Source organism: Streptomyces sp. NPDC014006 (genome assembly GCF_043088925.1).
In the GTDB taxonomy this organism is placed as follows: Bacteria; Actinomycetota; Actinomycetes; order Streptomycetales; family Streptomycetaceae; genus Streptomyces.
The window spans coordinates 120,540-133,554 of the sequence record NZ_JBICAJ010000014.1; the positions used below are offsets into that span (position 1 = coordinate 120,540).

Genomic DNA, 13,015 nt, shown 5'->3' on the forward strand with positions numbered 1-13,015 from the left:
AGTCGAAGAGCGGGAGCTCGCCGTCAGGTGCGCCGGTGTCCGGCCGGGCGTGGCTGATGCTGGCTCTGGCCACGGTCGGTTTCGCTGTGAACTTCTGGGCCTGGGCGCTGCTGAGCCCCCTGGGTCCGCGGTTCAAGGACGGCCTCGACCTCTCGTCGTTCCAGCAGTCGCTGCTGGTGGCGGTGCCGGTCGTGGTCGGTTCCCTGGGCCGGATTCCGGTCGGTGCGCTGACCGACCGGTTCGGCGGCCGGATCATGTTCCCGATCGTGTCGGCGGTCACCATCGTGCCGGTCCTCTACCTCGGCCTGGCCGGGCACTCCTCACTCGCCGCGCTGCTGGTCGGCGGGTTCTTCCTCGGCATCGGTGGCACCGCCTTCGCCGTCGGCGTGCCCTTCGTCAACGCCTGGTTCCCGCCCGAGCGGCGCGGCCTTGCCATCGGCGTCTTCGGCGCCGGCATGGGCGGCACCGCCATCAGCGCCCTGACCACCGTGAAGCTGGTCGACGCGAACAGCATGTCGACCCCGTTCCTGATCACCGCCGCGGTCCTGGCCGTGTACGCCGTGGCCGCCGCGCTGCTGCTGCGCGATGCTCCCGGCCGCACCGTGCCGACCGAGCCGCTGGCCCGCCGTCTGGCAGCCACCGCCCGCCTCGGCATCACCTGGCAGGCATCCGCGCTGTACGCGGTCGCGTTCGGCGGTTACGTGGCCTTCTCCGTCTACCTGCCCACCTACCTCAAGACCGGCTACGGCCTGACCCAGGCGGACGCCGCGAACCGCATGGCCGGCTTCGTCCTGCTGGCGGTCGCGATGCGCCCGATCGGCGGCTGGCTGTCGGACCACATCGGCCCGGTCAGGGTGCTGGGCGGCTCGCTGGCAGTGGTCGTGGCCGGAGCGGTCGTGCAGTCGTTCACCCCGGCGCTGGCCCCGGTGGGCACCATCGCCTTCCTGGCCATGGCCGCGGCGCTCGGCGCGGGCAGCGGGGCGACCTTCGCCCTGGTGGCCCTGCTGACCCCGGCGAACCAGGTCGGCTCCGTCACCGGCGTGGTCGGCGCCGCGGGCGGTCTGGGCGGCTTCCTGCCGCCGCTGGTCATGGGCTCGCTGTACGGCGAGTACGGCTCGTACGCGGCTGGTCTCGTCCTGCTCGCGATCGTGGCCGCCGCGGCGCTGGCCTACACCGTCACCGGTGTCCGCGCCGCAACCGAAGGCGGCAAGCGGAAGCCGCGCACCGGCGGTCGGCGCGAGCACCGCACCGCCGGCACCACCGCGTAGCACGACTCAGCCGAAGCCAAGGGGAACGAAGGACAGGGAGAAGACCGGTGTGTGAGTACTGCGGATGCCAGTCTCTGGCGTCGATCGACGAGCTGACCCGTGAGCACGACGAGGTGGTCCGCCTGATCAGCCACCTGCGCCCGGCCCGCCAGGAACAGGAGGGCGGGGTGGCCCGGATGGCGGAGGTCGCCCGGGAGATCGTCGCCGTGCTGGGCCCGCACACCCAGGTGGAGGAGCACGGCCTGTTCCCCGCTCTGGCCGGGGACTTCCCCGACCAGATCGCAGCCCTGGAGGCCGAGCACCGCCGCATCGAGTCGGTGCTCGAGGAGGCCGCCGACGGCGCGACGCCCTCGGACCCGGCCTGGCCGGAGAGGCTGATGGAGGCGATGGCCCTGCTGCGCGACCACATCCTCAAGGAGCAGGACGGCGTCTTTCCTGCCGCACTCGCGAACCTGAGCACCGAGGAGTGGGAAGCGGTCGAGACGGTGCGCACCGAGGCGGGCGGCGCCCTGTCCCGGCCGGCCGCCTGACCGGCCACGATCCCGCCCCTCGGGAGCACACCCACCCAACCCCGCACCCTCCGCCTCATCCCGAGCCGGGGGGTTGCGGGTGGTAGCCGTCGGCATGACCTCGTGGAGCCCGGTAACCACCCCTGCACGCAGACGGTCTTTACCGAGCCACATGTTGTCCGTGGTGTGGCGGTTGACCTTCGGGTGGGCAGCGGTCGTAGAGTCGTGTGCGGCCGGAACCGATCACGATTTCGAACGGGCCCGCGGTGCCCGGGGCGGAGTGGCACGGTGAGCGCGGAGATCAGCCCGGGACGGGCAGGCATGGACAGTGATCTGGCGGAGGCCCTGGTGCGCTCCCGCCGGTTCTTCACCCGGGCGGAGGTCTCCGACGACCTGCGCACGCTGCACCGCAAGGGCGGCCGGCAGGCGGACGAGTTTTATCGGGACCGCTGGTCGCACGACAAGGTGGTGCGCTCCACCCACGGCGTGAACTGCACCGGCTCCTGCTCGTGGAAGGTGTACGTCAAGGACGGCATCATCACGTGGGAGGCGCAGCAGACCGACTACCCGTCCGTCGGCCCGGACCGTCCCGAGTACGAGCCTCGCGGCTGCCCGCGTGGCGCGGCCTTCTCCTGGTACACCTACTCGCCCACCCGCGTGCGCTACCCGTATGTCCGGGGGGTGCTGCTGCAGATGTACCGCGAGGCCAAGCAGCGGCTGGGCGATCCGGTGGCAGCTTGGGCGGACATCGTCTCCGACCCCGAGCGCTCGCGCCGCTACAAGCAGGCGCGCGGCAAGGGCGGTCTGGCGCGGGCGAGCTGGGACGAGGCGACCGAGATGGTTGCCGCCGCGCACGTGCACACCATCAAGGAGTACGGGCCCGACCGGCTGGCCGGCTTCTCCCCGATTCCGGCGATGTCGATGGTCTCGCACGCCGCCGGCGCACGGTTCTACTCGCTGCTCGGCGGCGTGATGCTGTCGTTCTACGACTGGTACGCGGACCTGCCGGTGGCCTCGCCGCAGGTGTTCGGTGACCAGACCGACGTACCGGAGTCGGGGGACTGGTGGGATGCCGGGTATCTGATCATGTGGGGATCGAATCTGCCGGTGACCCGTACGCCGGACGCGCACTGGATGGCCGAGGCCCGCTACCGGGGCCAGAAGGTCGTGGCGGTGGCGCCGGACTACGCGGACAACGTGAAGTTCGCCGACGAGTGGCTGCCCGCCCAGCCCGGCACCGACGGCGCGCTGGCGATGGCCATGGGGCATGTGATCCTCAAGGAGTTCTTCGTCGACCGGCCGACTCCGTACTTCACCGGCTACGTCAAGCAGTACACGGATCTGCCGTTCCTGGTCACCCTCGACGAGGCCGAGAGCGAGCCGGGCACCTACGTGCCGGGCAAGTTCCTGACCGCCGCCGACCTGGGAGGCGCGGCTGCTTCGGCCGAGCACGCGGAGTTCCGGACCGTGCTGCTGGATGCGGCCACCGGGCAACCGGTGGTGCCGAACGGCACGCTGGGAGACCGCTACGGCGAAGCCGGGGCCGGAAAGTGGAACCTCGACCTCGGCGACACCGACCCGCTGCTGTCCGCCGAGGGCGGCGGGGAGGCACCGGTCGACGTCGACCTGCCCCGCTTCGACGCCCCCGACGGCGGGGCGGGACGGCTGCGGCGGGGGGTGCCGGTGCGCAGGATGGCCGGGCACCTGGTGACCACGGTGTATGACCTGCTGCTGGCCCAGTACGGGGTGGCCCGCGAAGGTCTGCCCGGCCGGTGGCCGTCTTCGTACGAGGACGCGGAGGAGCCGTACACCCCCGCCTGGCAGGCCGCCATCACGGGCGTCGATGCGCACCGGGCGGCCCGTATCGCCCGGGAGTTCGCGGCCAACGCCGAGGAGTCCGGCGGCCGCTCCATGATCATCATGGGGGCGGGCACCAACCACTGGTTCCACTCCGACACCATCTACCGTGCCTTCCTCACGCTGACCACGCTCACGGGATGTCAGGGCGTCAACGGCGGCGGCTGGGCGCACTACGTCGGTCAGGAGAAGGTCCGGCCGATCACCGGCTACTCGGCCATCTCCACCGCGGCCGACTGGAACCGACCGGCCCGTCAGATGATCCAGACCGCCTACTGGTATCTGCACGGAGACCAGTTCCGCTACGACCCGTTCTCCGCCGATAGCCTCGCGGCGGCCGGGGCCGGCGGCCCGTTCGCCGGGAAGACAACGGCGGATGTGATCGCGCAGTCCGCGCGGATGGGCTGGATGCCGTCGTATCCGACCTTCGACCGCAACCCCCTCGACCTGGCCGACGAGGCAGAGGTGGCGGGGCGGACGGTGGGTGAGCATGTGGTGGAGGAACTCAAGGCGGGGCGGCTGGGGTTCGCGGGCGAGGACCCGGATGCCCCGGAGAACTTCCCGCGGGTGCTCACCGTGTGGCGGGCCAACCTGCTCGGCTCCTCGGCCAAGGGCAACGAGTACTTCCTCAAGCACCTGCTGGGCACCGACGCATCGGTGCGCGCCACCGAGGCGCCGCCCGAGGCGCGGCCGAAGGACGTGGTGTGGCGCGAGGAGGCCCCCGAGGGCAAGCTCGACCTGCTGCTCACCCTCGACTTCCGGATGACCAGCACCACGGTCTTCTCCGACGTGGTGCTGCCGGCCGCGACCTGGTACGAGAAGCACGACCTGTCCAGCACGGACATGCACCCGTTCGTGCACGCGTTCAACCCGGCGATCGCCCCGCCATGGCAGACCCGCACCGACTGGGACGCTTTCCAAACGATCGCGAAAGAGTTCAGCCGCCAGGCCGCCGGGTATCTCGGCGTGCGCAAGGACGTGGTGGCCGCGCCGCTGTTGCACGACACCCCGGACGAACTGGCCAACCCACACGGCCGGGTGCTCGACTGGAAGGCGGGCGAGTGCGAGCCGGTGCCCGGCCGCACCATGCCCAAGCTGATCACGGTGGAACGCGACTACGCGGGCGTCGCCGACAAGATGGGCGCCCTCGGCCCCCTGCTGGACAGCCTGGGCGCCACCACCAAGGGCGTCACCTTCAGGCTGGAGCGCGAGCTGGAGTACCTGCGGCACAAGAACGGCACCGTGCGCGGCGGAGCGGCCGACGGCCGGCCCTCCATCGCCCGCGACGTTCACGCCTGCGAGGCGATCCTCGCGATGTCCGGCACCACCAACGGCCATCTGGCCACCCAGGGCTTCCACGCCCTGGAGGCCCGCACCGGAACGCAGTTGGCGGACCTTGCCGCCGAGCACGAGGGCAAGCAGATCACCTTCGCCGACACCCAGGCCGCCCCGGTGCCGGTCATCACCTCACCGGAGTGGTCCGGATCGGAGACCGGAGGACGCCGCTACTCCCCGTTCACCGTCAACGTCGAGCGTCTCAAGCCCTGGCACACCCTCACCGGCCGCCAGCACTTCTACCTCGACCACGACTGGATGACCGCGCTGGGCGAGCAACTGCCCGTCTACCGGCCACCCTTGAACATGCAGGCACTCTTCGACGAACCCCGTGTGGGGGAGGTCGGCGAGCTCGGCGTGACCGTGCGCTACCTCACCCCGCACAACAAGTGGTCCATCCACTCCGAGTACCAGGACAACCTGTTCATGCTGTCGCTGTCCCGCGGCGGGCCGACGATCTGGATGAGTACCCAGGATGCGGCCAAGGTCGGGGTCAAGGACAACGACTGGATCGAGGCGGTCAACCGCAACGGCGTGGTGGCCGCCCGCGCGATCGTCTCGCACCGCATGCCGGAGGGCACCGTGTACATGCACCACGCCCAGGACCGCCTGATCGACGTGCCCCGCACCGAGACGACCGGCCGGCGCGGCGGCATCCACAACTCCCTGACCCGCCTGCTGATCAAACCCAGCCATCTGATCGGCGGCTACGCGCAGCTGTCCTACGCCTTCAACTACCTCGGCCCGACCGGCAACCAGCGCGACGAGGTCACCGTCATCCGCCGCCGCACGAACCAGGACGTGGAGTACTGACATGCGCGTGATGGCCCAGATGGCGATGGTGATGAACCTCGACAAGTGCATCGGCTGCCACACCTGCTCGGTCACCTGCAAGCAGGCGTGGACCAACCGCACCGGCGTCGAGTACGTGTGGTTCAACAACGTGGAGACCCGCCCCGGCCAGGGCTACCCGCGCCGCTACGAGGACCAGGAGAAATGGCGCGGCGGCTGGGAGCTGAACAAGAAGGGCCGGCTCGCGCTGAAGGCGGGCGGCCGGTTCAAGAAGCTGATCACGATCTTCTCCAACCCGGTGCTGCCCACGCTCGACGACTACTACCAGCCCTGGACCTACGACTACGAGACCCTGACCAACGCCCCGCTGCAGGAGCACACCCCGGTCGCCCGCCCCAAGTCCCTGATCACCGGCAAGGACATGAAGATCGCCTGGTCGGCGAACTGGGACGACGACCTCGGCGGCTCGGCCGAGCACGGCGAGAAGGACGTGCTGCTGAACCAGGTCTCCCAGAAGATCAAGCTCGAGTTCGAGCAGACCTTCATGTTCTACCTGCCGCGGATCTGCGAGCACTGCCTCAACCCGTCCTGCGCGGCCTCCTGCCCCTCCGGCGCCATCTACAAGCGGGAGGAGGACGGCATCGTCCTGGTCGACCAGGACCGCTGCCGGGGCTGGCGGATGTGCGTGACCGGATGCCCGTACAAGAAGGTGTACTTCAACCACCGCACAGGCAAGGCCGAGAAGTGCACCTTCTGCTTCCCGCGCGTCGAGGTCGGTCTGCCCACTGTCTGCTCCGAGACCTGTGTCGGCCGGCTGCGCTACATCGGCCTGGTCCTCTACGACGCCGACAAGGTGCTGGAGGCCGCCTCCACCCCTGACGACACCGACCTGTACGAGGCACAGCGGAAGGTCTTCCTCGACCCGAACGACCCCGATGTCATGCGTGAGGCGGAGAAGGCCGGCATCCCCCGGGACTGGATCGAGGCCGCCCAGCGCTCCCCGATCCACGCCCTGATCAACACCTTCGAAGTGGCCCTGCCGCTGCACCCGGAGTACCGCACCCTGCCCATGGTCTGGTACATCCCGCCGCTGTCCCCGGTCGTCGACGCGGTCCGTGACACCGGCCGGGACGCCGAGGACCACCGCACCCTGTTCGCCGCCGTCGACGCCCTGCGTATCCCCGTCGACTACCTCGCCCAGCTGTTCACCGCCGGCGACCCGGCCCCCGTCGACGCCGTGCTGCGCCGCCTGGCCGCGATGCGCGCGTACATGCGCGACATCAACCTCGGCCGCGAGCCGGACGCCTCCATTCCCGAGGCGGTCGGGATGGGCGAGGAGCAGATGTACGACATGTACCGGCTGCTGGCGCTCGCCAAGTATGACGAGCGGTACGTCATCCCGCCCGCGCATGCCGAACAGGCCCACAAGCTCGAGGAGCTGGCCACCGAGTGCAGCCTGGATTACGAGGGCGGCCCCGGCATGGGCGGCTCGGGCCCCTTCGGCGAGACCTCCGGCGGCGCCGCGCCGATCGCGGTGGAGAACTTCCACGCCCTGCGTGACCGGCAGACCTCCGACACGCCTGCCACGCCCACCGGCAAGGCCACCCGCGTCAACCTCCTCAACTGGGACGGCAAGGGCTCCCCACCCGGCCTCTTCCCGGACCAACCACCCGCCGGCGGCACCAGCGCTGCTGGGAACAGCGGCGGGGAGGTTGAGCCGAAGCCATGAAAAAGAAGACCACGCGCGCAACCCGCCCCCAGTCCTGGCACCCGCTCGCCTGGCAGGCCCAGTCCCTGCTGCTCGCCTATCCCGACGAGCAGTTCGAGCAGCGCCTGGCCCTGGCCGCCCGTGTCGCCGCCACCCTGCCGGCCCCGGTCGCCCGCCCCCTGCTCCGCTTCACCACACACGCCGAGCGGACCGCCCCCGCCGACCTGGCCACCGCCTACGTCGCCACCTTCGACCACCGCAAACGCTGCTGCCTGTACCTGACGTACTACGCGCACGGCGACACCAGGAAGCGCGGCCTCGCCCTACTGCGGCTGAAACAGACCTACGCCGCAGCCGGATGGCAACTGGGCGACGACGAACTGCCCGACCACCTCGCCGTCGTCCTCGAATTCGCCGCCACCGACCCGGAAACCGGACACCGTCTCCTCACCGACCACCGCGCCGGCCTGGAACTGCTGCGCCTGGCCCTGAACGAGGACGCCTCGCCCTGGGCACCCGTCCTCGACTCCGTCTCCACCACCCTGCCCGCCCTCGTCGGCGACGACCGCGAAGCCGTCCTGCGTCTCGCCGCCCAGGGCCCGCCCGAGGAACAGGTCGGCCTCGACCCGTACACATCCAAGGTGTTCCTGCCCGACCCCGTCGTAGGAGGTCCCCGATGACCGCACCCGCGCAGCCCCTCCCGCTGGCGGCCGAGGTCGGCACCGGCGGCATTCTGCTGTGGGTCGTCCTCCCGTACGTCGCCCTGGCCGTCTTCGTCCTCGGCCACGTCTGGCGCTACCGCTACGACAAGTTCGGCTGGACCACCCGCTCCTCCCAGCTCTACGAGAACCGCCTGCTGCGCATCGGCAGCCCGCTGTTCCACTTCGGCATCCTCGTCGTGCTCCTGGGCCACATCGGCGGCCTGGTCATCCCCAAGAGCTGGACCGAAACAGCCGGCGTCAGCGAAGACACGTACCACATCGGCGCGGTCGTCCTCGGCACGATCGCGGGCGTCGCCACCCTCGGCGGACTGGCCGTCCTGATCTACCGCCGCCGCACCGTCGGCCCGGTCTTCTCCGCCACCACCCGCAACGACAAGGCCATGTACGTCTCCCTGGCACTGACCATCGTGCTCGGCCTGTCCGCCACCGTGGCCGCGAACATCGTCGGCGGCGGCTACGACTACCGCGAAACCATCTCGCCGTGGTTCCGCAGCATCTTCTACTTCCAGCCCGACCCGGACCTGATGACCGGCACGCCGATCCTGTTCCAGCTCCACGCCATCAGCGCCCTGCTGCTCTTCGCGGCCTGGCCCTTCACCCGGCTCGTCCACATGCTCACCGCGCCCGTGGGCTACCTGACCCGCCCCTACATCGTCTACCGCAGCCGCGACGTCCAGCTCGGAGCCCGCGCGCCCCGCCGCGGATGGGAGCGCACCCGATGACCTCGACCCCGAACGACTCCGGTGCGGTCGTGCCCCTGCGCAGGCTGGGCCAGGACCTGCTGGCCGAAGCCCGCACTGCCAGCGCCGGGCGGGCCGCACGCACCGTCGTAGCCGTGCCCGGATTGCGAACCACGCTGCTGGCCCTGACGGCAGGACGTGAACTCGCCGAGCACCAGGCCCCCGGCGCCGCGACCCTGATCTGCCTGGCCGGACGAGCCCGACTGGCCACCGCCGAGCGAGAATGGGATCTGCAGGAGAACGTCCTCGTGGCCATCCCCGATCAACGTCACAGGCTTATCGCCGACAGCGACACGCTCGTCCTGCTCACCGTCCGGCTGGACTGACAAAGCGACCGATCCGAGTAGCAAGGGCTGCGGTATCAGGTCCAGCACGGTGCCGCTGGTGAAGATGACCAGGACCGCCCATCCGACTTGATTCCGTCCGGCTGCGGCAGGGCGTACACGATCAGGCCGACCGCGATCGGAATGATCGCGCACTACGGGGCTCAGGCTAACGGAGAGGGGCACCGTCCATTCCACGATGGTGCCGGTGGGATCGTTCGGCTTGAGAGTGAAGCTGCCCCCGAGGTCGGTGGCGCGCCGGCGGAGGTTGTCGAGGCCACTGCGGCGGTTGACGGCCGGGTCCATGCCGGTTCCGTGGTCGGCGACGCGCAGGCGGACCCGGGTGCCGTCAGTCTCGGCAGTGATCTCGACGCCGGTGGCGTGTGCGTGCCGGGCGGCGTTCGACAGCGTTTCGCGCAACACCCGCCAGTTCGACAGCGTTTCGCGCAACACCCGCCAGCAGGTGCTCGGCATGGTCGGCGGGCACGTCGGTGTCCAGCAGGCCGGTCATGCGCAGGGCGGGAGCGAATCCGAGTACGGCGGCGGCCCGGTCGGTCTCGGCGAGCAGCTTCGAGCGCAGTCCGCCGCGCCCGTCGGAGCGGTCGCGCTCGCGCAGGGCGTAGATCGTGCCTCGTACGGTCTTGATGGTGTCGTCGAGGTCGTCGACGACCCGCTGGACCCACAGGGCCACCTCGGGCCGGTCGGACACCCGGCCGAGCACCGAGTTCAGGGTCAGTCCGGAGGCGAACAGCCGCTGGCAGCCTCTGATGAAGCGGGTCGCGGGTCGGGGCCGCGAGCGTTCCGCTGACCGCGAGCCACACCCGCGGCACCGCCTCGGCCAGCACTCGCACTTGCAGGATGACGATCTCCACCGGTTCCCCCGTTACTCACAGCACGCCGCGCTGGGCGTCGCCGAGGACCAGTACACGATCGTCCACAAGTACCTGTTCCGCGCCATCGCCGACGTGCTCGGCGACGCGGTCACCTGAGAGATGGCCGCCGCCTGGGACGAGGTGTACTGGCTGATGGCCGGCGCTCTCCTCGCCCAGAAGGCCCGCCTCTACCAGCAGGCGCACGTCGACCCCCGCAAGCGAGAGGGCTGACCTTCGCCCACCTGTAGAGCCGGGTCAGCGCAGCGGCCTCCCGGTTCCACTTCGTGCCGCCGATCCGCTGCGGATTCAACGGTGAATCGAGGCGCCATTCCTTGTATGCCTGCAGGTCCTTGCTGGTCGCCGGCCGCCAGGGAGCGCCCCGTCGCCAAAGCCACGACAGAAGCAGCCGGATATCCGTCGCACAATTTCCCGCGGCCATTTCGGCACGGACGGTGCGCACCGACTGCGTACTGACCGTGCCGAAAGGGCCGGCGCCGTGCCGGCCCCCTCACCCGTGGGTGAACACACATGCGATCCGGGTGCCCGGGTTGCTGCTCAGGCCCACGATCGCACCGCCGTCCGCCCGGTTCACGCGGGCGTGCGCCCCCGCGAAGCCGCGCGAGGTGAGGAAGATGCCGAGGACCGCGATGCACTCCTCGACCGCGCGGGTCGTCGGATCGAGGACCGGCTCGGTGCGCGGGGTCACCCGCTCCTGCACCACGTAACCCCGCTCGACGGCCGTCGCCAGCGCCGCGCGCCACTCGGCGTCGGAGCACTCCCAGCCGGCGAAGGTGTCCAGGCCCCCGTGGCCCGCGCCCGGCTTGAGGATCAGCTCCTCGCGGCGCTCGTGGCACTCCGCCAGGAGAGCTTCGGGGGCCGCCGGGCCCAGCGTGCGGCTCCACGGCAGCACCCGTTCCACCAACTCCCGTTCCGCGTCGTCGAAGGCGTCCGCCGAGCGCGGGTCGGACAGCATGGCGAGGGCGTTCTTGTGCGCGTACAACCCGCTCTCCAGCGTGGTGAACAGCACCGTCCGCCCCGCGTCGTGCGCGCGGAACAACTGCTCGGCGACCTCCGGGCCCGCCGGGTCGTCGAGCAGCTGGCTCGCGCCGAAGTTGCGCAGCACCAGGTCGAGGGGCGCGCCGTCCAGGGTCAGCTTCCCGTCGGAGCGGGTGCGCAGTTGGCCCACCTCGCCGATCCGCAGGTCGAGGCCCTGCATGGCCATCGCCTCCCGCATCGACCGCATCAACGGCCCGTACGAGGCGACGCCCCTGTGTCCCTCGACCAAGCCGATCACCGGCTCCACCGAACCGCCCGGCAGCACCGGCCGGGCCCGCTCGCGCAGGTCCTCCGCCAGCCGCGCGGCCGTGTCGACGTACTGCAAGCCGTGAGAGGCGGCGAAGTCGGAGAACTCAGGGACGCCGAGCAGCGCCGCGTTGCACACGGCCATGTCCATGCCGCCGATCTCGCTGCCGATGTTGAACTCCAGGAGCCGGTAGCCACGTCCGTCGTGGTAGGCGTCGGCGCGCGCCAGCTTCGCCGGGTGCCCGTCCGCCGAGCGCCGCAGGAGGGCCGTGTGCCGGGGCGCGAGCCCGAGCGCGGCCGCGTACCGCTCCCGGTCCCCATCGAACAGGCGGTCCGGCAGCGAGACGAGGAGAGCGAACAAGTCCTCCACGTCACGTGCGAAAACGGCAGTTTCCTCCGCGTCCACGAACCAGGGCCGAGGCAGCAGATGCCTGCGCCAGGCGCCGCCGTACACGGGCGGCAGCGCGGCACGCGCGACCACGTCCCGCAGCCCCTCGTTCCCGTTCCGGCACTCGTCCACGTAGATGCGGCTCAGCTGTGTCATGGGCCCAGTCGATCACGGACCCGCGCACGAAGGGGAGGCCCGCCGCACGAGTGAAGCCCGGCGGGAACCACACCTACTGCCCCCTGGCGGGGCCTTCGGGCACGGACCTTGAGCTCAACACCCACCGGAAACCGGCGGCGGCCGTAAGACGGCCGAGTCGGCGCCGCGACGTTCCCTCGTTCTCGTGTCAGCTCCCGGCGCGCTCGTGGCGTTGATCGCCCCGGGGCGCAGGGCGGCGGTCGGCCAATTCCCCTGCGCGCAACCAGCGCCGTATGTCCCTTGTCAGCAGCCCGGCGCAGCACGCGGACGAGGCAACGCAGCCGAGCGCCACTGCGGCGACCGACAGTTTCAGCGCGACATGGTCGGGTGCCCCCGGCGGCGGTCCCAGCCGGTTGTCGACGTGGTGAACCGGGTCGACTGTCATGACGACCTGCGTTCCTACCGGCGACTGTTCCCCCTGCAGCTTGTGCGTGGTGCCATCCGGAAGCCGTACGAACACCCCGGAGGTGGTTCCGTCCGGTGTCGTCGACTCCCACTGCTCGGCTACGACACCGGTCATCGCGATGCCGCGGTCATGCAGGGCCTGCTGGTCGGAGTCCTGCCAACCGAAGTACAGAACACAACCGAACGCACACGCGACCAGGAGGCCCAGGCCGAATCCGACGACGGTGGACGCCTGTTCATGCTCACGAGCATGGAGATACACAGCCGCCAGCACGGGGACGACCAAGGACACCGTGGCCCCACCGCACCCCATGAAGAGAGCCGCCGGCTCCCGGTGCCCATGTGCCCAGAGCGCCAGCGGCACCCATGCCATGAACAGGGTGAACCCGGTCGCCACGAACGACCCGATGGCGCACGCTGCCAGCCACGAGGCAGCACGCCCGGCTGCGCCTCGCATGGCCCGTCCCCACGACCTCACCATGCCGCTAGCGTGACCGCGGCTCCCGGCCACGAGCAAGCTGTCGGCTCACCTCAAATCGAGCCAATGTGCCGCCGCGAGTGACTTGGCCAGTCCGGCGCTGCGGTCTGCCCGGTTCCGC

10 protein-coding genes and 2 pseudogenes are annotated in these 13,015 nt (G+C 70.5%); 8 read left to right on the top strand and 4 right to left on the bottom strand.

The window, feature by feature from the left end; translation table 11 throughout:
* Nucleotides 1–56 precede the first annotated feature (56 nt).
* The 7 genes from ACF1GV_RS35935 (at nt 57) to ACF1GV_RS35965 (ending at nt 9,257) form a co-directional block, all read left to right on the top strand.
* Nucleotides 57–1,268 carry an MFS transporter gene (locus ACF1GV_RS35935; RefSeq protein WP_391689764.1) on the top strand — a complete coding sequence of 404 codons (1,212 nt, stop codon included), beginning with the start codon at nt 57–59 and terminating at the stop codon, nt 1,266–1,268.
* A gap of 47 nt (nt 1,269–1,315) precedes the next feature.
* The gene (locus tag ACF1GV_RS35940; RefSeq protein ID WP_391689656.1) at nt 1,316–1,798 is read left to right on the top strand and encodes a hemerythrin domain-containing protein; all 483 of its coding nucleotides are present in this window, start codon (nt 1,316–1,318) and stop codon (nt 1,796–1,798) included.
* Nucleotides 1,799–2,098: 300 nt separating this feature from the next.
* Nucleotides 2,099–5,782 (top strand): nitrate reductase subunit alpha, encoded by a 3,684-nt coding sequence (locus ACF1GV_RS35945; protein WP_391689659.1) that lies wholly within the window; start codon nt 2,099–2,101, stop codon nt 5,780–5,782.
* A gap of 1 nt (nt 5,783) precedes the next feature.
* Nucleotides 5,784–7,490 (top strand): nitrate reductase subunit beta, encoded by a 1,707-nt coding sequence (gene narH / locus ACF1GV_RS35950; RefSeq protein ID WP_391689662.1) that lies wholly within the window; start codon nt 5,784–5,786, stop codon nt 7,488–7,490.
* Entirely contained in the window at nt 7,487–8,149 is a 663-nt protein-coding gene (gene narJ / locus ACF1GV_RS35955) for a nitrate reductase molybdenum cofactor assembly chaperone (protein ID WP_391689665.1), read from the top strand. Before narH ends, narJ begins: the two co-directional genes overlap by 4 nt.
* Nucleotides 8,146–8,913, top strand: coding sequence for a respiratory nitrate reductase subunit gamma (gene narI / locus ACF1GV_RS35960; protein WP_391689668.1), 768 nt, complete (start codon nt 8,146–8,148; stop codon nt 8,911–8,913). Before narJ ends, narI begins: the two co-directional genes overlap by 4 nt.
* Nucleotides 8,910–9,257: a cupin domain-containing protein gene (locus ACF1GV_RS35965; protein ID WP_391689671.1), complete on the top strand. Its 348-nt coding sequence runs from the start codon at nt 8,910–8,912 to the stop codon at nt 9,255–9,257. The genes narI and ACF1GV_RS35965 overlap by 4 nt, the downstream gene beginning before the upstream one ends.
* A gap of 231 nt (nt 9,258–9,488) precedes the next feature.
* Here the strand turns inward: ACF1GV_RS35965 and ACF1GV_RS35970 are convergent.
* Both ACF1GV_RS35970 and ACF1GV_RS35975 read right to left on the bottom strand, forming a co-directional pair.
* Nucleotides 9,489–9,707 (bottom strand): annotated as a pseudogene (locus ACF1GV_RS35970) (ATP-binding protein); the annotation flags it as partial.
* Nucleotides 9,604–9,975: a hypothetical protein gene (locus tag ACF1GV_RS35975; protein ID WP_391689674.1), complete on the bottom strand. Its 372-nt coding sequence runs from the start codon at nt 9,973–9,975 to the stop codon at nt 9,604–9,606. The pseudogene ACF1GV_RS35970 and the gene ACF1GV_RS35975, both read right to left, overlap by 104 nt.
* A 169-nt stretch (nt 9,976–10,144) precedes the next feature.
* Here ACF1GV_RS35975 and ACF1GV_RS35980 point away from each other — a divergent pair.
* A pseudogene (locus ACF1GV_RS35980) lies at nt 10,145–10,336 on the top strand (globin domain-containing protein); the annotation flags it as partial.
* Nucleotides 10,337–10,634: 298 nt separating this feature from the next.
* Here the strand turns inward: ACF1GV_RS35980 and ACF1GV_RS35985 are convergent.
* Nucleotides 10,635–11,972: a hypothetical protein gene (locus tag ACF1GV_RS35985; RefSeq protein WP_391689677.1), complete on the bottom strand. Its 1,338-nt coding sequence runs from the start codon at nt 11,970–11,972 to the stop codon at nt 10,635–10,637.
* Between the two features lie 187 nt (nt 11,973–12,159).
* A complete protein-coding gene (locus ACF1GV_RS35990) occupies nt 12,160–12,813 on the bottom strand; it encodes a hypothetical protein (RefSeq protein WP_391689680.1) in 654 nt (217 codons plus the stop codon).
* Between the last annotated feature and the right edge of the window lie 202 nt (nt 12,814–13,015).